Source organism: Candidatus Schekmanbacteria bacterium, assembly GCA_016219965.1.
Taxonomy (GTDB): domain Bacteria; phylum Schekmanbacteria; class GWA2-38-11; order GWA2-38-11; family J061; genus JACRJM01.
The window spans coordinates 484,079-505,468 of the sequence record JACRJM010000007.1 but is presented as its reverse complement, the minus strand read 5'-3'; the positions used below and the strand labels follow the sequence as shown (position 1 = coordinate 505,468).

Here is a 21,390-nt window from a genome sequence, read left to right as displayed (position 1 = left end):
CATGACAGCAGTTGTTGCTCCCTCTGCATTTTGCAAAGATAATTATGACTTACCTGGTTATCGAGAAAATGCTGAAATGTTTTTAAGGGGTATTAGAAGCAATGGGCTTCTTATAGTTGATCCAGATGGATTCTTAAAGGATAATTTAATAAGTGAAATTAAAACACTCCCTATAAAGTATAAAACAAAAATAAATATATTAATGGAAGAACTCCTGAAAAATAAACGCAAACATTTTGTTAACTGTAATGATAAGGGATTAGAAAGTTTTAAAAAAAATAATCTGTTGAACTTAGCGTACAATGTTAATTCTATTTGTAACACTGATTCCCTCATATTAAGTGAAATGGACAGAGAGGAGATCCAAAAGAAGAATCCGGATTTTAAAACTATGACATTAAATGGTTATATTTACAGCGAGTTTGAAGAAAATCGCCGTTGGCTAATGGAAGATGTCCCCCCTATTGACCAATTAGATAAGAAAAAACTGGCGGAAATAATTACTCGTTCAATTCGTTTTGCGAAATATCTGCGCTTCTATGATAAGCAAATAGGTCGAGGTAAAAATACAAGCCATTTTCGAAAGGGAATTGATTTTATATTGAACTTGTGGCTCACGAATGGATATTTTGCTGTTCAAAATGATCTGGAAGTAGAAGTCATAACTTGCCAAAAAGAAATAATTTATGATGATGAACCTGCCAGCAAACAAAGCGAAAAAAAGAATTCGAATCAAGAAGCGTATAATAAAGTTATGAAGGAATTAATAAAGCCATTACAAGAAAAGTTTAAATGGAAGATTAAATTATTGGTTAAGGAAGATAAAAGTGGAATATTTCATGCACGCCATTTAGAGGCACAACCTGCTGTAGTTTTATTTGATAGAGGATTTGATCTTTTTATGCCGGATGGGGAAACAATTAAACGAAATATTATTAAAATAGATAATGGTTGTTTTGAGCATCTTAAGGAATGCCAGAAGTTAGATGAAGCAAGTATAGAAAAATAAGCCAATTAAATATTTTAGTCCATCTGGAACAATTAATGTGTTCTACATAGAGATATAATAAAGCTATCCACTTGATTGAGTGAAATAGTTACTGAAAAAATAACCCTAATTGATGACCTGCTAATAAATAATGTTCTTAATATTAGATTAACAAAGGTAAGATAAGTGAATATTGGAAATGAGCCAAAAAATAATTCAAATTTGACATCTTATATAAGCTCAATATTTAATTTCCCTTTAACCTTATCGCAAATTGACGCTGTAAAGAAACTTCACAACTTTCTAAATAATGACAAAAAATGTTTTTTACTTAAAGGGTTTGCTGGCACTGGCAAAACAACTCTTCTCTGCGGAATAAGTTCATATCTCTCAAACCAAAAACAAACATTTAAACTAATGGCTCCAACCGGGAGAGCAGCTTCAGTTATTCAAGAAAAAACAAAGTGGGATGCTAGTACTATTCATAAATCAATTTATTCAAATGATAACCTGCTGGAATACAAAGAAACTGGCCAAGATGGCTCAGAGACTTTTCGCTATTTCTTTGGGCTTAAAAATAATGATGATCCTGCTAATGCAATTTATATCGTTGATGAAGCTTCAATGATATCAAACCAATATTCAGATACAGAGTTTATCAGGTTCGGAAGTGGGTTTCTGCTTAATGATCTTTTGAATTATATAGATTTCAATAACCCTAAACTTAATCGCAAGATCATCTTTGTTGGAGATTCTGCACAATTACCACCTGTTAATATGAAATTATCTCCAGCGATTGATTCCATCTATCTGTCTAACCTGTCCTTTGGACTTACGATTGAAGAATGCGAGATGACTGATGTAGCAAGGCAAGATAAAGACAGTGGCATACTTAAGAACGCCACAAAAATCAGAGACAATATTCAAACCAAGAAATTTAATAAAATAAATATAGATGAAAATCTAAATGACATTATACCAATTAAGCATGAAGACTTATTAAGTGCGTACATTAAAGCAACAGCAAATAGCAATACAAACGACATTATTATAATTGCCTACTCCAATAAAAGTGTACATCATCTTAATGAACTAGTAAGGAATCATTTTTTTCCGGGAAAAGATGAAATTCAAGAAAATGATAAAGTTTTAATTATACGTAATAATTATAAGTATAAGGTATTAAATGGTGAATTCGGAAGAGTAAAAAGAATTAATTCAGAGACTGAGAAAATACCTTTAACCCTTAAAAAAAAGACAGACAATATAACTGTCACACTATCTTTTAGAGATATTACCATAGAAGTTCCAGACATAAATGGAGAGTTGTTTGAAATCAACTGCAAAATAATAGAAACCCCACTTAATTCAAAAGAGCCAACTCTAACCAATGATGAGACAAGAGCTCTTTATATACTTTTTAAATTACGTAATCCAAATTTAAAAGCAGGAACCCCAGAATTTAAAGAGGCTATAAAAATGGATCTTTATTTTAATTCCATTCAGCTTAAATATGGCTATGCGGTAACTTGTCACAAAGCACAAGGTGGTGAATGGAATACTACGATAGTAGATTTCCAAACTTCAAATGCCAAATTTAATGAAGAGTATTTCAGATGGTGTTATACTGCGCTTACACGAAGCAAGAAACTTCTCTATGTATTGAACAATCCTAATGTAGGCCCCTCTGATTATTTAAAAATCATTCCTGCAGAACTAGTAATGAAGCTTTCATTGAGTAAAAACCAAACGATTGTTAATGATAAAATAACCCAAGCACAAGAAGTTAAATTTGGAAATGAGTTACAACAGGATTGTTATCATATGGTTAGAAATGAAATGAACTCTGACACAACTATAAAAAACATCAAACATTTTAACTATCGAGAAAGATATGAAATAGAATCTCCCTTAGGCTCATTAACAGTAGATGTAATATATTCAAAAAACAAAATAACTAATATTCAAGTTATTAACTCAGATGGCAATATAGATGATATTTTAAACTCTTTACAGAAATTATGTGGTAAAATTATATTAGATTATCAAGAAAAGTACTTCAGTAATGAAATTACATTCCCAGAAAATAAACCCCATTTAAAAGAATTTTATAATGACATTCTTACAAAGATATCCGGGACAATAATTACAATTTCCAAAATCGAACACAACCTATATTTAGAAAAGTATATTTTTATAAGAAATAATGAAGTTGCTCAGCTCAATTTCTACTATAATGAACAAGGAAGGTTTGTTAAATGCCATCCACAAGAACAATTTAGCAACTCAGCTATTTTAATTCAGGAGCTCATTAATTTGCTATGACTGACTTAAAGTCAATCAGAGAAAAAGCTTCTAAACTTAGGAAAGAAAAAAATTACCAGGAAGCCATAGAATCGCTCATGGTTGTGTGGGGTAAAACAAAAGAAAAAAAAGATAAATGGGATGGATGGAGTTTAGCATTTTGCTTAAATAAAGTTCAGAAACATAATGAAGCTTTAAATGTATGTAAAGAAGTCAAGAGAATTGATCCTGAATTCAAGCTAATAAAATTAGAATATGTACGTGCTATTTACTATTTACATTTAAAGAATCTCGATGATGACATTAATTACAGTGCAGTAAAAGATTATGTTCAAGAAGTTATTTTGCATACTGAATCCGAACTCGAAAATATTTTCCGTCAGCTATCAGTTTTTAAAATAATGGATTTTTGTGCTGATAAAGGCATGTGGCAAGAGGTAATATTATGGTCTGAAAAAGTGGAATTTAAATCCCTTTCTAAAGAAGCTTTTATTACTTCTTTAAATAAGAAAAATATTGAAATCCCCTCTAAGTTACAATCATGGTATTCTAAAACATCAAAAGCATATGAAAAACTTGAAGATTTTAAGAAGTGTTTAGAGATTTGTAATATGGCGTTGAAGGATTTCCCTGACGATGCTTGGTTAAAAAGGCGCAGAGCTATTTGTGAAGGACAATTGGGTAATCGCATCCATGCTATTGAGTCCCTAAAGTTAATTGCTAGAGAAAAAAGAGAATGGTTTATTTATAGAGACATAGCTTGTTTTTATTTTGAATTAAAAGATCATGAGAATGCTCTTAGTTATATTATAGAAGCCTGTATATCATCATTGCGAAGTCAAAAACCTGAAAATACTTGGGAGGTGTACTATTTTTGTTCGTTAATACTTCAACAAATTAACCAGTTAGAATTATCAAAGAAACATGCCCTATTAGCATATAAATTAAGAGAACAACACGGATGGAAAATTCCACAACAGCTGACAAACCATTTAAGGGAGTTATCTATTACATTGCCTGTCAATGTAGAGTATAAACATTTATTAGGTGAACTTAAGAAGTTCTGGGAAAAGAACAAATCTGATCAACTTCCTAAAAAGGAGGGGAAAATTAAAAAATTGCTACCAAACGGAAAAGCCGGTTTCATAAAGTCAATTGATGGTAAGGATTATTATTTCCGCGTTATTTCCTTTAATGGGAATAAAGCTAAATTAATGGAAGAAATAAAAGTTACATTCAATGTTCAACAATCATATGACAAAGCTAAGAAAAAAGAATCTGAAGAAGCTATAAACATTATCCCTGCTTGAAGATAATATTTATATGTGAAGAAAATGATAGGTCGAACTAAAAAATTAGGAAAAATGCTTCAGAAATAGAGTATGAAGTAATTTTTAAAAAAGTTTATGTGCGCTGACAAGCTGTTAATCTGTAAAAAAAGGAAACTGGCCTAATCTCCACGAATTAGCAGAGATTGTTGCTAACTATGGCAAATAATATTAAAATAAATAAGTATTATTTTAAGTAGTTGCATCAGCTTTAGAAAAAAAAGGAGGTCTGTTATGAAGAATCTGAAAAGAATCACCTTTGCCCCTGATGTAATGGGCGGCAAGCCATGCATTCGGGGCTTGCGTGTTACAGTCGGTACTATTGTTGGTCTTGTTGCTGAAGGTTATTCCAATACTGATATCTTGCAGGCATATCCATACCTGGAAGAAGAAGATATCCGCGAAGCGCTTGCGTATGCTGCGTGGCGCTCTGAGGAAATTGAATTGCCTCTGATTAATTCATGAAAATACTCATTGATGTAAATCTAACACCTGACTGGGTTAATGTATTTAAGCAACAGGGACTGGATGCAATTCATTGGTCATCTGTGGGAGATCTTCGTGCGTCTGACAGGATAATAATGGAGTGGGCGCGTAATAACGGTTATGTCGTTTTCACACATGACCTTGACTTTGGAGTACTTCTTGCCGCAACTAATGCTGAAGGACCAAGTGTAGTTCAAGTTCGTACGCAGGATGTTTTGCCCAGGAATTCAGGAATAGAGACAGTTAAAATATTAAAACAATATGAATCAGTTCTTGAAATGGGTGCGCTTATTTCAATAGACAAGCATAAATCAAGAATCCGCATTTTGCCGCTTCGGACCTAAAGATTTAACATTTTTTTCCATATATAAAACCTGGATTCTATTCTAACATAATTGAGGTTATGGGGAAAGCAATGAGGGAAAGCTGGTATGCCTGACAATTTCTGGGACCAGAGAAAAGTCGACTGGTATGACAGGGCGCTGGATGAAAGCGATTACAGCGGGAAGATATTAAGCGTCATCATTCCCCTCATCAAATCATGCCGCTCGGTGATAGATGTCGGTGCAGGGTGCGGACCTATTGCAGTGCCCCTTGCAAGACTTGGTTATGATGTAACCGCCCTTGAGCCGTCGCCTTCAATGATGAATAAAATAAAAGAGAAGGCTGATAAAGAAAAGCTTTCTAATCTCAGGATGATAGAGAAAAAGTTTGAAGAGAGCGACACCGGTCATCATGATGCAGCAATAGTGGCGAATGTGAGGAAGCTTTTCATGGATATCCCGATGCTACTTCGCGGTATGGAGAAAATATCGCCGCAAACTATTGTTATTATTACAGGAGCTGACACGAGCAATAATAAGTTTTACTTCAATGAGCTTTATCCCATCATTTTCGGAGAAAGTTACCCGGAAAGAGAAACACACGAAGTTGTATTTGATGAACTATTCAGATTTGGGATTAAAGCTGACGTGACATTTATAAATTACAATCTTGATCAGCCTTTCGTAAGCCTTGATGAGGCGGTTGTATTCTGGAAAGCATACATGAAACTTGAAGATTCGAGGTTTGACAAGACGCTGAGAGAATTTCTATCCGGCAAACTGGTCTATGACGGCAAATGGCTGCGTGCAGAAGTTAAGAAAAAAAGCGCAATCATATGGTGGAATCGGGAATAAAAAAAAAGCTGCCTGAAAACTCAGGCAGCTGCAGATGTGCGAAGACAACGGGTACAGATTTTAATTGTCTTTACCTGTCCTTTTACCTTGATCCGTTTTTTTTGGAGATTGGGATTAAACCTTCTTGATGAAACATTGTGGGCATGGCTTATGGTACTGCCGAATCTCGGCCCCTTCCCACAGATTTCGCATTTCATTGCCACTTGCAGTTACCTCCTGATATTTAAAGCTTTTCAATAAACCTCATTTACCTTGCAGATTGAAGCTGGTATATAGAGCACATCGTGTAATTTTTTTCAAGTTTTTTGTTTGATTATAAGCTTAACTATTTGAAATAATGACTATATTGGAAATAATCAGCAGCCGGCGCTGGATAGGCGAGGCTGCCCATGCTTTTCAGCTTACAAGGATGCTCATTGGTCGCGGCCATAAGGTGATACTTGTCTCTAAGAAAGGATGGGAGGTTTCCGCGAGAGCACGTGAGCAGGGGATAGAGCCGATAGAGCTTGCGATGAACGGACGTTTCAATATCAGTGATAATTTCTCAGATATTTCGAAACTGGTTGGTATTTTAAGAAAAGAACAAGTTGATGTGATCCATTGCCACAGAGGACATGACCACTGGCTTTCCGTTGCGGCTGTTAAAATTTCCGGAAAAAAAATTCCCATTGTGAGAACGCGTCATGTGAATGTCCCTGTGCGCACTCATTTTTTCAACCGCTGGCTCTACTATAACACAAACAAAGTCATCTGCGTTTCCGCCCATATAAAGGAAGGGTATCTGAAAACCGGGATCGTCACTGAAGATAAACTCTCCCTCGTTTATACCGGTGCTGATCTTTCGGAGTTTGATTTTAAAAGAGATGGTGTAGGCATAAGAGAGGAATTCGGGATTGCCGCAGATTCTCCGGTCATAGGGATTGTGGGGAGGATTGCCCCGATAAAAGGACACAAATACCTGATAAATGCTTTGCCGGAGATAAAGAAAAAGTATCCTGACGCAAAGCTAATTTTCCCCGGAGATGTTCGTGATGAAGAGACTGATGCTAAGCTTAAAAATATTATAAAAGATCTCGGCCTTCAAAAAGATGTTATTTTCCCCGGTTACAGGCGGGATGTTGCAGATATCGCGGCATGCTTTGATGTTTCGGTAATAGCTTCAAAAGGTTCTGAAGGCTCAAGCCGTGCCTGTTATGAATATATGGCTATGAAAAAACCTATAGTCGCGACCCGGGTCGGAATAATCCCTGAGCTTATTGAAGATGGGGTGAGCGGGATAATCATTCCGCCAAAAAGCTCTGATGCAATGGCAAAGGCTGTCATTGAGCTTCTCGGTGACAGGAAGTTTGCCGGAGAGATGGGTGAAAGGGCTTATTCAATGCTCGTCGAAAAATTCAATGCCCGCAACTGGCTTGAAAATACGGAAAAAGTTTTAGGGGAAGATGCAAAGGGTTAGCAATTATTTTGACATATTTTTTGGACTGTATTAGTAGTGTTTCGAAAAGGAGAATTATATGGCGCAGGCAAAAGACGGAGATAAGGTAAAGATCCACTATACGGGGAAGTTTGATGACGGTACTGTATTTGATACCTCTGAAGGACGCGACCCTCTTGAATTTACTTTAGGTGAGGGCGGAATGATCCCCGGTTTTGAAAAGGCTGTAATAGGCATGACTCCCGGTGATTCAAAGACAGAAAGAATCGTAGCCGAAGAGGCTTATGGCAAATATGATGAAGAAATGATCTTTGTAGTAAAAAGAGAACAATTCCCGAAAGACTTTGTCCCTGAAGTCGGCAAACAAATCGGTCTGAGGCGGGATGATGGGAAAATCATGTCCGTTACCATTGCTGAGCTTTCAGATGATGAAATAACGATTGATGTAAACCATCCTCTTGCAGGTCAGGACCTGAATTTTGATATAAGGCTTGTCGAGATAATCTAAATGGGATGAATTCTGTTATAGACTTCTCTTACCTGCTTTAATGTTTCACTGATAGATGAGTTGCTGTCTATAACAAAATCAGCGCGGCTTGCCTTCTCTTCAATGGCCATCTGAGATTTGATCCGGTTTTGCGCATCTTCCGGTGAAATATTATTTCTTTTGAGAAGACGCTCCATCTGGTTTTCCCTGCTTGCCGAAACAACTATTACCTTTTCGACAAATTGCTGAAGCCCGGTCTCGTAGAGGAGAGGAGCATCTAATATTATGACATCGTCCGGATGAGCCTGCCCGAGGCGTTTTCTTTCTTCCATTATTATTCTTATTATTTCAGGATGGGTAAGGCTATTGAGCTTTTTAAGCTTTTCAGGATCGGCAAAGACTATCTTCCCAAGCTTTTCCCTGTCAAGGTTTCCGTCTTCGAGCAATATCCCCCGTCCAAATTCTTCTGCTATTTTTTGGAGTACGGGGCTTCCTTTTCTTACGACATCGCGGGCTATCAGATCTGCATCAATGATGCGGGCTCCCAGGCTTTCAAACATTTTCGACACCGTACTTTTCCCTGTGCAGATGCTCCCTGTGAGCCCGATAAAAGGCATTTTTACTTTTTCACTCCATAGGTAGATTCAGGGTCAAAAACTTTTTCTCCCACTTCCCGTGCATGACCTGTCTTTAAGTCAACCCTTCTGTAGAAACATGTCCTGTAGCCTGTGTGGCATGCGGCAACATTCTGTTTTACCTTGATGAGAAGCGTGTCCGCATCACAGTCATAATATATTTCCTTTACATCCTGCGTGTGCCCGGATGATTCACCCTTCATCCAGTATTCTTTGCGTGAACGGCTCCAGAAGTAAGTTTTGCCTGTTTCAAGGGTTTTCTTGAGCGAAACGTCGTTCATGTAAGCCATCATGAGGACTTCGTTATTTTCCTCATCCTGGATTATTGCCGGTACCAGCCCGTTCGTGTCATATTTTATTTCTTCTATTCCCATTCTCAGACCCTCACGTTAATTCCTTTTGTATTAAGATAATCCTTAACATCCTTTATTGTATATTCTCCGTAGTGAAATATCGATGCTGCAAGTGCGGCGCTCGCTCCCCCCTCAGAAAGGCCGCTGTATATGTGTTCTAAAGTTCCAACACCTCCCGAAGCTATGACCGGTATGCTTATGGAATCTACGATCTTCCTTGTAAGCGCGAGGTCGTAGCCGTCTTTTGTCCCGTCCCTGTCCATGCTGGTAAGAAGTATCTCACCTGCGCCAAGTTCTTCTGCCTGTTTTGCCCATTCCACAGCGTCTGCGCCGGTAGGAGTTCTTCCGCCATGGATGTAGACTTCCCAACCGTCTTTCCCGTGCCCTTTATGTTTTGCGTCTATCGCGACAACAATGCACTGGGAACCGAACTTTTCTGATGCTTCCATTATCAGTTCAGGATTGTTCACTGCGGCAGTGTTGATTGAGACCTTGTCAGCGCCTGCTTTGAGGAGATCCCTTATGTCGTCTACGTTTCTTATCCCTCCTCCCACAGTGAGAGGAATGAATATCTCGTTCGCTGTTCTCTCCACTACGTCTATCATTATACCGCGCTTTTCGTAAGAGGCGGTTATGTCAAGGAATGTCAGTTCGTCAGCCCCCTGCGTATCATATACTTTTGCGCATTCAACAGGGTCGCCTGCATCGATGAGGTTTAAAAATTTTATTCCCTTTACGACGCGTCCTTCCTTAACGTCAAGACATGGTATGATTCGTTTTGCCAGCATCCTGATTACTTTCCCTCTATGACTTTAATCGCTTCTTTTAAATCAATCTGCCCTTCGTAGATAGCTTTCCCCACGATGACGCCTTCGATGGCTCCGTTCCTAACAGCTACAAGCTTTACCAGGTCCTCAAGTCTTGATACTCCTCCTGATGCGACCACAGGGATTTCAGATATGCCGAGGATGTTTTCCATGAAGGAGATATTAGGTCCGGTAAGCATACCGTCCCTTGATATATCCGTGCAGATAATGGCGCTGGGTTTAAGTGCGTTTATCTCTTTGATGAATTTTTCAAGGTCGACTCCGGTATCTTTTTCCCACCCCTCTATGGCGATCTTCCCTTTCATCGTGTCAATCCCGACTACGATCTTCCCCGGGAAATCCGTGCAGAGCTTTTCAAGGAGAGCACGGTTCTTTATTGCCGCAGTGCCGAGGATTATGCGTTTAACTCCCATCTCAACATAGCCCTTCGCCACTTCGTATGTGCGTATTCCTCCGCCAACCTCTATTGGGACAGTTATCTCGTGCAGGAGCCTTTCGATGCTTTTAAGGTTTCCCGGAGCCCCTGTCCTTGCACCGTCAAGGTCAACGACATGAATGAGTTTTGCCCCGCATTCCTTAAATTTCATTGCAATGTCTACAGGGTCTGAGGAATATACCTTCTCTCTCGAAAAATCACCCTGTATGAGCCTTACGCACTTTTCTCCCCGCAGATCTATGGCAGGTATTATCAGCATTTTTTTATCCACTTTCCGAAGTTTTCAATTATCTTCAATCCTGCAGTCTGGCTCTTTTCAGGGTGAAACTGTGTTGCAACGATGTTGTCCTTCCACACGCTTGACACGAATTCTATACCATAGCCGGTTGTGGATGATGCGTATGCCATGTCAGAAGGCTTGACATAGAATGAGTGCACGAAATAGAAATACTCGCCGTCTTTTATCCCGTCAAAGAGGGGAGACTGTTTCATGTTTTCCAATGTGTTCCATCCCATATGAGGGATCTTCATAATCTCACCTGATTTTGGGTCAGACATGTTCTTATCAAACTCAACGACACTCCCCTTGATGATATCCAGCCCCTTTGAAAGCCCGAACTCCTCGCTTGATGTAAGGAGTATCTGCAATCCAAGGCATATACCAAAATAGGGTTTCCCTGTTTTTATAAATGATTTTACCGTGTCTTCAAGTTCCAGATGTGCAAGATTCGCCATGCAGTCCCTGAATGCTCCGACTCCGGGCAGAACAAGGGCGTCAGCTTTTTTTATTGTTTCAGGGATGTTTGTTACTTGTGCGTTTAAGCCTGTACGCTCAAAGGCTTTCTGAACACTGCGCAGGTTTCCCATCCCATAGTCTACAATTGCTATCATGAATCAAGACGGCCCTTTGTAGATGGTATCCCCTGTCCTTTACGGGTGCGGTCACAGGCTTTCTTTAACGCCCGGCCAAAGGCTTTGAACACGGCCTCGCAGATGTGGTGCTGGTTTTCTCCGTAAAGCAGGGATATGTGCAAAGTTGTCCCGCTGTGAATGGAAAAGGCCCTGAAGAACTCCTTTACCAGTGAATAGTCGAAGCCCTCGAATTTTTTTGGCGGCATTTTGACATCATATTTAAGATAAGGGCGGCCGCTTATATCAAGCACAACCCGTGCGAGCGATTCGTCCATCGGGGTATAAGCCTCTCCGTAACGCGCAATCCCTTTCCTTTGCCCCAGTGCATTTCTGAATGCCTGCCCTAAAACTATCCCGGCATCTTCTACCGTGTGGTGACAATCAACCTCGATGTCGCCTTTCCCCTTAAGCTCTATGTCAAACTCTCCGTGACGTGCAAAAAGGTCGAGCATGTGGTTGAGAAAGGGTATTCCAACATCTATGCGGGATTTCCCTTCGCCGTCAATCTTGAGATTAACAAATATCCTTGTTTCAGAGCTGTTTCTCTCTACCTTTGATTTTCTTTTTTCTGCCATATCAATTTGCCTCTAAAATTATGTAAACGATCTTCCTCGATTCGTTAAGAGTTTACCTTTTCCCTATACTCAATGTTGCTAAATGTACTATACAAACGCATTGATTGCAATCAGTGCTTGTATCACTAGTATAAAAACTCCTTGATAAGGGAGTATTCATAAAATAGAATAAAAAAATGATAATAACCGACTGCTTTTTACCTGTATTAGTGGCCAAATGAAAGGATTTCTTTTTAGAAGAATCGCTATTCATCTTGCTGCAACAATAATTGTAATAATCTTCTTTCTGATCATTGTGGGGAAGATTTACACTCTCAACATGGCTCAGCTTGAGAAGGAGTATGCAGCAAGGCAGTCTCTCGTTACATCCCAGTCTGCAGGCCAATTGACATCCTATTTTGATAACCTGCGCAGGGAATTCAGTCTTACCGCAAGGCTTGCGAACGTCAGCAGGATAGCAGCGGAAAAAGGTATGGATGGCGAATCTCTGGGCAGATATTATGAAAGCATATCCCGGGCAGAGATAGATGCCTATTTCCTCACTGACCTTCATGGAAATATTGTCCGTACTTCGTCGGCTGTTGTAACAGGACAGATTTCATTGCCGCAGACTCTTGTTGATGAATTAAAGGGAATGCACGCTGATGATTATCTGATTCAAAATGTAATGATCAGAAACCATGGTGAACCTGTAAGCCCGCAGCACTTTCTTTTTCTTATGCCTTTTTACAGCGGCGTGGGAGTTGAGAGACAATTGCACGGCATAGCAGGGGCTGTCATTGACCTTGACCTGATCTTTAAAAGGTTTGTTTCCCCTCTTATCACTTCAGAAGGACAGTCTGCATGGGTGATGTCGCAGGACGGCGTCATTCTCTATCTTCCTACACATCCTGAAATGGTGCAGATGAGTATTTTTTCAGCTACCAATGACTGTCTCAGATGTCATGAGGATTTTTCTGTAGAGCAGGATATTCTTAAGAATCCTGATTTCAGCGGCGCACATAAGGTTGGCAAGCATGTGATGCTTGTTTCCGCATCTACGTCGATGCTAAGGGGAATATCTTTTAAAGTCGTGACCAGTGTTCCTCTTTCTTCAATCGCAAACCAGGCGCGTATGAGCTACCTTTATATGGTCCTCCTTTCAGTGACTATCATCCTTGCTCTCTCGCTTTCAGGCGCGTATGCGATCAGGGTGAACAGGAAGAGGGCTGAAGCTTTAATCCAGAAGCTGAAGGCAAGCGAGGAGATACTTTATCTTAAAGAGTTCAATGAGAACATCATAAAGAACCTTCCGGTCGGAATAGTGGTGATTGACAAGGAACGAAAAATCCAGAGCATAAACGAGGAAATAATAAAGCAGGGGAAAAAGATAGGTCTCATAAGGGATATTGAGGGAGAGATCGGAACGGATGTTATCGAGCAGATTCCGGAAAGCCTCAGGCAGAATGCAATAGATATATATAATCATGTGCTGAATGGCGGTGTGCCTTATTTTAACCCGATGATCACATTCAGGGGAAAAGAAGAGAAGCTATTGCTGTCAGTCCGGATCAATCCTTTAAGGGATGCGAAAAACAGCATTGTAGGTGCTGTCATAATGAGGGAGGATATTACGGAGCAGAAACGCCTTGAAGCGGAGATCAAGGAGACAAAAGAGTATCTGGAGAAGATATTTGAGGCATCGGTGGACGGTATGATAGTTACCGATGCCACCGGTGTAATAAGAATGGCTAATGATGCGGTTTCCCATATCCTTGGATATGAGAAACCGGAGCTTATAGGGATGCATACAAGTGAGCTTTCGACAAAGCAGGTCGAGCATGTTGAAGCCCAGCGCAGGATACTTGATACTTTGCGAAAGGCGGGCAAAAGCGCGCCGACCGAGGTTATGTACAGGAGAAAGGACGGCACTTTTATTGCCGTAGAACAAAGCTCGTCGTTCGTCTATGATGAGAGGGGAAAGATTGTTGCAGCAGTGGCGGACCTGCGTGACCTTACAGAAAAAAAGAAGGCCGAATCAAAACAGAAAGAGCTCCAGCAAAGACTCATCCAATCTGAGAAACTGGCATCCATCGGCAGACTGGCGGGCGGGGTTGCGCATGAGATAAACAATCCATTGAGCGGTGTTGTCACAAACCTTGGCATGATAAAGGAGATAAAGGTTCCTGATCCGGGTGAGATAGTGGCGAAATGTAAGGTTATCAGCCCTGATGCGGATTGCACACAGAAGATGGCAGCTTTCTATGAAGAGTATCTCAGACTTGAGAAGAAAAGACAGAGGCTTCTTGAGACAGCATATAAAGGAGGTGAACGGTGCAAGAAGATAATCCGCGACCTGCTCGTATTTTCAAGGCCTTCAAACGGCAAAGAAGACGAGATGGTCAATGTAAACGAGTGCATCGAAGACAGCCTTGAAATTGTGGACCATCAGCTTGAGCTTAACAATGTTAAAATAAAAAAAGAAATGAGCTGGGATTTAAGGAGCATAAACGGGATCAAAAAAGAAATTGAGCAGGTTTTCCTCAATATTTTTATCAATGCCAACCATGCCATGATGCCTGACGGCGGGGAGCTTACCATTGAGACAAAGGGAGAAGGGAACAATGTTGTTGTGAACATTTCCGACACAGGATGCGGTATTCCTGAAGAAGTTTTCGACAAGATATTCGATCCCTTCTTTACCACCAAGGAGGTCGGTGTCGGAACAGGACTGGGGCTTTCAATAGTCTATGAGATAATAGAAAAGCACAACGGCAAGATTGATGTCAAAAGCAAGGCAGGAGAGGGGACAACCTTTTCTTTCATTTTCCCTGCCGCCCAGCGCCTCGGCGAATCAGCGTAAGTGTAAACCTGTTTTATCAGCTTGAAGCAGCGGCGGCAGTCTGCATTTCGCTTCAAACTTCAGGCGCTCTTATGCAGACAGCCACCGCTTCCCACAAATAATTACTAACACTGGATTTCGCATCTGTGCGGAATGACAACATTGTATTCATATTTGGATGCCTGGCAGCTTGCTCTGGGGTAATTTAATCTTGTCAATTATAGTAATTAATATTATCTTAAAGTTGATTATATTCTTGTTGCCAATTTGCTGGGGGCTAAACAATGACCAAAAGAAAAACAATAACTGCTTTTTTGATTTGTTTTATTCTTTTTCTATCTGTTGATGTTAGTTTCGCTAAAACTAAGATTACAAAATTAACTTCAAAATATTTAATTGGTGAATATACACAGAATGTAGTCTGGAAGACGGTTGTTGTTAATGACATTGCTTATCTTGCAGCAGTGGAGGGTGGCTTAGTAATTTTAGATATATCAGATCAATCATCACCTCATCTTTTGGGAACCTATAAAGAAGACAACAGCGATATACTGGATGTATTTGTTGAAAACGGGATTGCTTATATTGCAGATGCAAATAATGGATTTGAAATCATTGATGTATCAAATCCAGAATCGCCCACTCTTTTAGGCAGTTATAACACTGGAAGTGCAAGGCAAATTTACGTATCTAATGGTATAGCCTTCGTCCACAATTGGTATGGAAATTTAGACCTTATTGATATTTCCAATCCCTCTGCTCCCACCTTGCTTGGGAGTGTTGATGCGGGTAATCAACCCGGAGGAATTTATGTTTCAGGCAATTATGCTTATGTCGGAGACAATGAAGATGGGGGAAGAGGATTTCAAATAATAGATATTTCTGACCCCTCAAGCCCCAGTGTGTTAGGACAAACAGGAGGATGTTGTTCTCCATTAATGTATTATAAAGGATTTTTTTATATAGACCTATGTGGCGAAATAAATAAGGTTGATGTCAGTAATCCGTCTTCTCCAACCATAACAGCTATATTTCACGGTATGGGGTCATCAGGTGAACCTTTTACTGTTTATGATGATAAACTTTATTATTATACTCAGAGGTCTGATGGTCTTGTCGGAATATGGGTTATTGATTTGCTCTCTTCAAAAGCAACAGAACTTTATAAAGTTGGAGGTATGCAACAAATACAATTTAGTAATGGGGCTATGTATTTATCATATATAACAGGTTTAGAAATATATGATTTAAAACCGGCTTCTATCTCAGCTTTAAGCAGAGATACATGTGCGCCAGGAAGTAAGCTTACAGTTAATGGAAAGAAGTTCGGTGCTGATGCAGGAAAGGTTATAGTTAAACAGGGAAGTAAAAATTATGAATGTACTATCATTTCATGGAGCAACTATAAAATAGTTTTGAAATTATCAAAAAGCCTTAAATCCGGCAAAGCGTCCATCCGGGTTATAAAATCTACAGGTCTGAAATCTGAGAATAACAAAACCATTAATATAAAAAAATAATTATTGTAGGGACAGGTTTAAAACCTGCCTTTACATGGCTATTTTCCGGCAAACCCTAAACAGAAATCTCAAGCTGAATGGTGTCGTAATTTACGGTTGGCGTTATCCTCTGTCTGTCTGTTTTACTTTTTTTCAAAGATACAAGTCCGCTTTGTTCAAGAAGCCTTAAGTCCTCGTTGACATTTTTTAAATCTCTGTGGAGTGCCTTTGCCAGTTCATAAACAGAAGAAGGTTTCTTGTCTTTTATTAACTTCAAAACCTCAATCCTTCGGTCAGTTAATATTTTTCTCATTGTGGCAAGATTTTCAAAATAAACTCCTCTCTCATTTTTTACGGTTTTGCCTTTTTCAATTATTTTTGCAACTTTGGCAAAATGCTTTAAGCCGTCTTCCAGAGTTCTTATTCCTATTTTAACTTTTTTTATCTTCATGGCTATCTATCCCTTTCAATTTTTATTATATCATTAAAAAAATCGCTTATAAGTTTTGATATATTTTTAAAATTATAGGAATCCTCTTTTTTTATAGAATGTCTGTGATGCCCTTTCCCCTCTGCATTGTCATAACCGATTATCCGTTCCCCTTTTACAATATAAACCAATGAATATTTATATCCCTGAGGGTAAGTTCTGGATGCAGGAACTTTCCAGATTTTCATTTCAACTATATTCCCGTCAGGTCTTGTATATTTATCATGAAGTACAAGAATGCTAGCCATATATGGTATAGTATACCTCATATTGGTTAGCTGTCAAGAACCTGTGTAAATTACTGAATGGGTGCAAAGGTAAGGAATTTATCAAAGCAGTTCTGAGTAGATCTTCTCGATGCCGGCAACGTATGAAGAAACGCTGAAAAGTGCGTGGGCTCGCCGGTTGCCATTTTCTCCAAGCTCTCTGCGGAGAGGTTCATTCTTGATAAGCATTTCTATTTTGCCTGCGAGGCTCTCGATATCTCCGGGGGAAGTGAGAAGACCTGTTTTCCCTTCCTCTATCACCTCAGGCACACCGCCTGTTGCAGAGCCAATTACTGGTTTTCCCAATGCCATTGCCTCGATTATGCCGCGCCCGAAACCTTCGTTTGCGGTTTCAAGTGAGGGAAATACTGCTATATTGAAAGAAGCGGTGATCCTTTCTATGTCTCGCCTGAAACCTGTGAATATTACGCTGTCGGCAACGCCAAGCTCCTCTGCTGACTTTCGTAAATAATCTGTGTATCCTGCCTCTTTCCTGGAGGGTTCACCTACTATTAGCGCTTTGAATGAGTGTCCCGCAGTCTTTAAAATTCCGCATGCGCGGATCAACTCCATCTGTCCTTTTTCAGGAGCTAATCTGCCCACGATTCCTATGACAATATCATTCTGCAATATACCAAGCTCGCGGCGCACTTCCATGCTGTCAATCTTTGCTGTGTCGAATTTTTCAAGGTCAACTCCGTTATAAACTGTCGAGACTCTTCGCTCATTTTCCCATCCCCTGAATGTCTCTTTGATGGCATCGGATACGCAGATTATCCTGTCGCTTTCTATCAGCGAATATTTGCGGATCTTTGTTCTCTCGAACGTATTCCTGATGTGACAGACAAGAGGGATTTCAAGGCTGCGGGCAATCATTGCTCCGTAAGGGTTGTCCCAAAGTGTGTTGCAGTGAATAAGAGAGATACCTTCACTTTCTGCCATTCTAAGGAGCTTTTCAAAAGTGATGGGGCGCGAAAGGAAGCCGCGTGCCTTTCTCCACATTTCCATTTTTATTAAGGCGGGCTTTACACCTGAAGATTGAAGCTCATCGACGAAAGTACCTTCAGCAGAAGTAACCACACAGGGAAAGAATCTTTCTCTGTCAATGTTCCGCACAAGAAGGAGAAGGCTTTCAATGGCTCCTCCCATCCTTGTCACTCCCTGTATGTAGAGGATTTTTTGTGGCGAGGTTTTTATCTTAATGCACTATTCCCTTTTCAAATTCTTTGTCAGTCCTGAACTGTATCCTGTGAAGCTTACTGTAAACAGCTTTCTTTGCAAGGAGCTCATCGTGTTTTCCCATCTCAACTATTTTGCCGCCTTCAAAAACAAGGATGAGGTCTGCGTGAACTATGGTTGAGAGCCTGTGTGCTATCACTAATGTTGTCCTCTGCTGCATGAGGTTTTCAAGGGCCTTCTGTACCATCTTCTCAGATTCCGAATCAAGGGCTGAAGTCGCTTCATCAAGAATGAGGATGTCAGGGTTTTTAAGGAGTGCCCGGGCGATTGATATGCGCTGTTTCTCACCCCCCGAGAGCCTTACACCTCTTTCTCCTATTACCGTATTATATCCCATGGGAAAATTACTTACAAAATCATGGGCAAAAGCGGCCTTGGCAGCTTCTATTATCTCTTCCTCAGTTGCATCAACCCTGCCATAGGCAATGTTATCCCTTATAGTGTCGTTGAAGAGAAATGTCTCCTGTGTAACAATTCCGATGAGGGAGCAGAGAGAAGTGAGCTTTATCTGTCTTGTATCGATCCCGTCTATTGTTATACTTCCTATCGTGGGTTCATAAAATCTCGGGATAAGATCAACAAGGGTTGATTTGCCGACACCGCTTGGACCAACAAGAGCTATCATCTGTCCTTTTTGTACCCTGAAGTCTATATCTTTAAGAATCATACCGTCTGCTTCATTGTACAGGAACGATACATTGTTGAACACTATTTCACTTTCAAACCGGTCTTTTGTTACAGCTCCATGCACGTCCTTTATGGCGGGTTTTATGTCCATTATTTCAAACACTCTTTCAGCCCCGGCCATTGCTTTCTGGATGTCATTGTTTGTCTTGGAAAGTTTGCGTATCGGATCATAGAGCATTGCAAGTGCGGCAAGGAAAGAGAAGAAAGTGCCGGGTGTCTTGGTCCCGTTTATTACCTGAAAGCCTCCGTACCATAGAATTGCAGCGCCTGCCAGTGCTCCAATAAATTCCATAAGAGGAGAACTTATTTCATTTACCCTTACAGATTTCATGCTTATATCAAAATTTCTTTTGTTCACTTTCTGGAATTTTCTGTTCTCATGCGGCTCCATCCCAAAGGCTTTAACAATTTTTATGCCGGAGAATGATTCCTGAAGCACAGATGTAAGGCTTGCCGTGTTTTCAAGGCTTTTCTTGCTTATCTTCTTTATCTTTTTCCCAAATGTATTCATCAACAGTCCCACAAATGGAAGGACAAATACGGCGATACATGCAAGCTGCCAGTCCTGATAGAAAAGTACACCCACAAGTCCAAAGAGGGTAAATATCTGCCTTAGGAGCTCAGGAATTATATCAGCAGCAACCTGGGAGAGCTCCTTGGTGTCGTTTGTTATCCTCGACATAAGCGATCCTATGGGAGTTTTATGAAAGAATGAGAGCGAGAGCCTCTGCATATGGCTAAACAAATCACGCCTTACTTCCATGACGACTTTCAATGCAACATATTTCATTAGATAATTCTGAGCGTAGCGGGATACCCCCTGTATGGCAAAAAGAGCAAGGATGCCGATGGGCAAAAGTGCAAGTTTTGCGGCATCCTTATTTAGGAATATGTTGTCGAGAGCAGGCTTTACAGCCCATGCAGTTGCTCCGGTAGTTGCCGAGACTGTCAGGGCAAAGGCAGTACCTATTGCTATTCTCACCCAGTATGGCTTTACGTATACAAAGAGTCTCTTGTAAAGGCTTATTATTGTGTTCTTATTAAGTTGTTTTTTCTTTCCCATTTTTTTCAGTTTCAATTTTTGGTGTTTTGCAACTGCTCCGGAATTAAAATGTTGTTATTGCTAACTTATTGTTTTACTTCTATCAATCAAATTATCTTCTTCAGATGGAGTCTGGCAGCAGGCCACGGCAGTTCCCATAATTATCATCACCATGATAACCATACGGCTTCTCAGAAAAGTTCCCACAAAGCCGTGAAAAAATATGGCAATTATACCTGCTGCGCATCCAATTATTATGACTTCCCTGAAAGTGTTCCGGTATTTTTTCCTGCCTGCAAATACGGTGCAAAAGAATGAGACGAACAATGCTGTCTGGGCTAAAAAACCGGCTATGCCGTTCTCGACAAGGGTTTGCAGCATCTGGTTATGTGCATGTCCTAGCTTCTGTTTCGCCTTTTTGGGTTTAAGTCCTTTTTCAACATAAAGTTTGTAGAATATGTCAGTCCCTGTCCCTGCTCCAAGAAAAGGATATTTCTTGATTATCTTGAATGACGCCTGCCAGACAAAGGGTCTTTCTATAAGTACCTTTTTGGGTTTAAGGTAGTTCCCAAAATCAAATATGGTTATAAATCTTTTTATAATAGTTCCGGGGAGGAGCAGCGGAAGGATTGCAAATGTAATCGCGACTGCACCCAGTACTTTTCTTTCGTAGAAAACCCCGATAATCAGAAGAGAAAGAATAATCGAAACCCAGCTTCCCCTCGACTGTGCAAAGATTATAACTATCATTCCGACTATGATTGATATGCTCAAAGGCAAACGTGTCTTCCACCCCTTGATCTTCAAAAACATGATAAGTATTACCGGAAAAACCAGGTCTGCAAACATTCCGACCTTGTTATGATGACCGAGTGTCGCATCAAGCTTTTTCCCCTCATGCGCAAGTGTAATATAATATTCAACAATGCCATAAATGTTCATAACAGTAAAAGAGGCTATGATGAACCATATAAGCCTTTTGATCTGCCTCTCCTCGTCCATGAAATTAATTATGGCAAATAATATGAGAAAGGACTTTAATATTTCGCTTCTGATGTAGTCAAAACTGTAAGCCGGATCAATAGAGAAGAATGCAGACAGGATTGACACTAAGATCAGAATACCGGCAGGAATATTAAGAGAAGTTTTCTTAAAAATAATCTTTTTTTCAAAAAACATCAGTGCGGTCCAGACTATCGCGATCATGACAAGAGCTGAGTCTGACAGTGATGCCCTGTTGTTAAAAGGAATGACAACTATATAAGTGAGGATGCAAATCTCAATTAAGTGCCTTAGATAAATTCCTACTTTTGCATATTTATTGATTCCATCTGCCCCACCTGCCATTGATTGCAGAGGATATTCATATGTATGGTTTTTTGTCATTTCATTTTCATCAAGG

At 40.0% G+C, this 21,390-nt stretch carries 22 protein-coding genes; 10 read left to right on the top strand and 12 right to left on the bottom strand.

Annotated features, from left to right (window positions below; genetic code table 11):
* Position 1: 1 nt before the first annotated feature.
* The 6 genes from HZA77_10785 to HZA77_10760 all read left to right on the top strand — a co-directional run bounded on the left by HZA77_10785 (position 2) and on the right by HZA77_10760 (position 6,284).
* Positions 2–1,009 (top strand): hypothetical protein, encoded by a 1,008-nt coding sequence (locus tag HZA77_10785; protein ID MBI5375912.1) that lies wholly within the window; start codon positions 2–4, stop codon positions 1,007–1,009.
* A 165-nt stretch (positions 1,010–1,174) separates the two neighbouring features.
* Positions 1,175–3,313, top strand: a complete 2,139-nt coding sequence (locus HZA77_10780; protein MBI5375911.1) for an AAA family ATPase — start codon at positions 1,175–1,177, stop codon at positions 3,311–3,313.
* Positions 3,310–4,602, top strand: coding sequence for a hypothetical protein (locus HZA77_10775; GenBank protein ID MBI5375910.1), 1,293 nt, complete (start codon positions 3,310–3,312; stop codon positions 4,600–4,602). Before HZA77_10780 ends, HZA77_10775 begins: the two co-directional genes overlap by 4 nt.
* A 252-nt stretch (positions 4,603–4,854) precedes the next feature.
* Complete coding sequence (locus HZA77_10770; protein MBI5375909.1) at positions 4,855–5,085, top strand: DUF433 domain-containing protein; 231 nt, start codon at positions 4,855–4,857, stop codon at positions 5,083–5,085.
* Complete coding sequence (locus HZA77_10765) at positions 5,082–5,450, top strand: DUF5615 family PIN-like protein (protein ID MBI5375908.1); 369 nt, start codon at positions 5,082–5,084, stop codon at positions 5,448–5,450. The genes HZA77_10770 and HZA77_10765 overlap by 4 nt, the downstream gene beginning before the upstream one ends.
* An 87-nt stretch (positions 5,451–5,537) precedes the next feature.
* The gene (locus HZA77_10760) at positions 5,538–6,284 is read left to right on the top strand and encodes a methyltransferase domain-containing protein (GenBank protein ID MBI5375907.1); all 747 of its coding nucleotides are present in this window, start codon (positions 5,538–5,540) and stop codon (positions 6,282–6,284) included.
* 20 nt (positions 6,285–6,304) lie between these two features.
* On the opposite strand, the gene HZA77_10755 is transcribed toward HZA77_10760, so the two are convergent.
* On the bottom strand, positions 6,305–6,487 hold the full coding sequence (locus HZA77_10755; GenBank protein MBI5375906.1) for a 50S ribosomal protein L28: 183 nt from the start codon (positions 6,485–6,487) through the stop codon (positions 6,305–6,307).
* A 143-nt stretch (positions 6,488–6,630) separates the two neighbouring features.
* Here HZA77_10755 and HZA77_10750 point away from each other — a divergent pair, with 143 nt between their 5' ends.
* Both HZA77_10750 and HZA77_10745 read left to right on the top strand, forming a co-directional pair.
* Positions 6,631–7,740 (top strand): glycosyltransferase family 4 protein, encoded by a 1,110-nt coding sequence (locus HZA77_10750; GenBank protein ID MBI5375905.1) that lies wholly within the window; start codon positions 6,631–6,633, stop codon positions 7,738–7,740.
* Between the two features lie 58 nt (positions 7,741–7,798).
* Positions 7,799–8,227, top strand: a complete 429-nt coding sequence (locus tag HZA77_10745) for a peptidylprolyl isomerase (protein ID MBI5375904.1) — start codon at positions 7,799–7,801, stop codon at positions 8,225–8,227.
* Here HZA77_10745 and HZA77_10740 read toward each other — a convergent pair.
* From HZA77_10740 to hisB, 6 genes are read right to left on the bottom strand one after another with little or no spacing between them, the layout of a single operon-like run.
* Positions 8,224–8,823, bottom strand: coding sequence for a dephospho-CoA kinase (locus HZA77_10740; protein ID MBI5375903.1), 600 nt, complete (start codon positions 8,821–8,823; stop codon positions 8,224–8,226). The genes HZA77_10745 and HZA77_10740 overlap by 4 nt on opposite strands.
* Before the next feature lie 2 nt (positions 8,824–8,825).
* On the bottom strand, positions 8,826–9,215 hold the full coding sequence (gene hisI, locus HZA77_10735) for a phosphoribosyl-AMP cyclohydrolase (GenBank protein ID MBI5375902.1): 390 nt from the start codon (positions 9,213–9,215) through the stop codon (positions 8,826–8,828).
* Positions 9,216–9,217: 2 nt separating this feature from the next.
* Entirely contained in the window at positions 9,218–9,982 is a 765-nt protein-coding gene (gene hisF / locus HZA77_10730) for an imidazole glycerol phosphate synthase subunit HisF (protein ID MBI5375901.1), read from the bottom strand.
* A 5-nt stretch (positions 9,983–9,987) separates the two neighbouring features.
* Entirely contained in the window at positions 9,988–10,716 is a 729-nt protein-coding gene (hisA, locus tag HZA77_10725; protein ID MBI5375900.1) for a 1-(5-phosphoribosyl)-5-[(5-phosphoribosylamino)methylideneamino]imidazole-4-carboxamide isomerase, read from the bottom strand.
* Complete coding sequence (gene hisH, locus HZA77_10720) at positions 10,710–11,348, bottom strand: imidazole glycerol phosphate synthase subunit HisH (protein ID MBI5375899.1); 639 nt, start codon at positions 11,346–11,348, stop codon at positions 10,710–10,712. The genes hisA and hisH overlap by 7 nt, the downstream gene beginning before the upstream one ends.
* Positions 11,345–11,944, bottom strand: a complete 600-nt coding sequence (hisB, locus tag HZA77_10715) for an imidazoleglycerol-phosphate dehydratase HisB (GenBank protein MBI5375898.1) — start codon at positions 11,942–11,944, stop codon at positions 11,345–11,347. The genes hisH and hisB overlap by 4 nt, the downstream gene beginning before the upstream one ends.
* Positions 11,945–12,161: 217 nt before the next feature.
* Here hisB and HZA77_10710 point away from each other — a divergent pair, with 217 nt between their 5' ends.
* Together HZA77_10710 and HZA77_10705 are read left to right on the top strand one after the other, a co-directional pair.
* A complete protein-coding gene (locus HZA77_10710) occupies positions 12,162–14,786 on the top strand; it encodes a PAS domain S-box protein (GenBank protein ID MBI5375897.1) in 2,625 nt (874 codons plus the stop codon).
* Positions 14,787–15,049: 263 nt separating this feature from the next.
* Positions 15,050–16,285: a hypothetical protein gene (locus HZA77_10705; GenBank protein MBI5375896.1), complete on the top strand. Its 1,236-nt coding sequence runs from the start codon at positions 15,050–15,052 to the stop codon at positions 16,283–16,285.
* 55 nt (positions 16,286–16,340) lie between these two features.
* On the opposite strand, the gene HZA77_10700 is transcribed toward HZA77_10705, so the two are convergent.
* The 5 genes from HZA77_10700 to HZA77_10680 all read right to left on the bottom strand — a co-directional run bounded on the left by HZA77_10700 (position 16,341) and on the right by HZA77_10680 (position 21,374).
* A complete protein-coding gene (locus HZA77_10700) occupies positions 16,341–16,715 on the bottom strand; it encodes a MarR family transcriptional regulator (GenBank protein MBI5375895.1) in 375 nt (124 codons plus the stop codon).
* Between the two features lie 2 nt (positions 16,716–16,717).
* Positions 16,718–17,002, bottom strand: coding sequence for a hypothetical protein (locus HZA77_10695; GenBank protein ID MBI5375894.1), 285 nt, complete (start codon positions 17,000–17,002; stop codon positions 16,718–16,720).
* An 81-nt stretch (positions 17,003–17,083) separates the two neighbouring features.
* Positions 17,084–18,169: a glycosyltransferase family 4 protein gene (locus HZA77_10690; GenBank protein ID MBI5375893.1), complete on the bottom strand. Its 1,086-nt coding sequence runs from the start codon at positions 18,167–18,169 to the stop codon at positions 17,084–17,086.
* A gap of 49 nt (positions 18,170–18,218) precedes the next feature.
* A complete protein-coding gene (gene msbA / locus HZA77_10685; protein ID MBI5375892.1) occupies positions 18,219–19,973 on the bottom strand; it encodes a lipid A export permease/ATP-binding protein MsbA in 1,755 nt (584 codons plus the stop codon).
* 96 nt (positions 19,974–20,069) lie between these two features.
* Positions 20,070–21,374: an O-antigen ligase family protein gene (locus HZA77_10680; protein ID MBI5375891.1), complete on the bottom strand. Its 1,305-nt coding sequence runs from the start codon at positions 21,372–21,374 to the stop codon at positions 20,070–20,072.
* Positions 21,375–21,390: the final 16 nt, after the last annotated feature.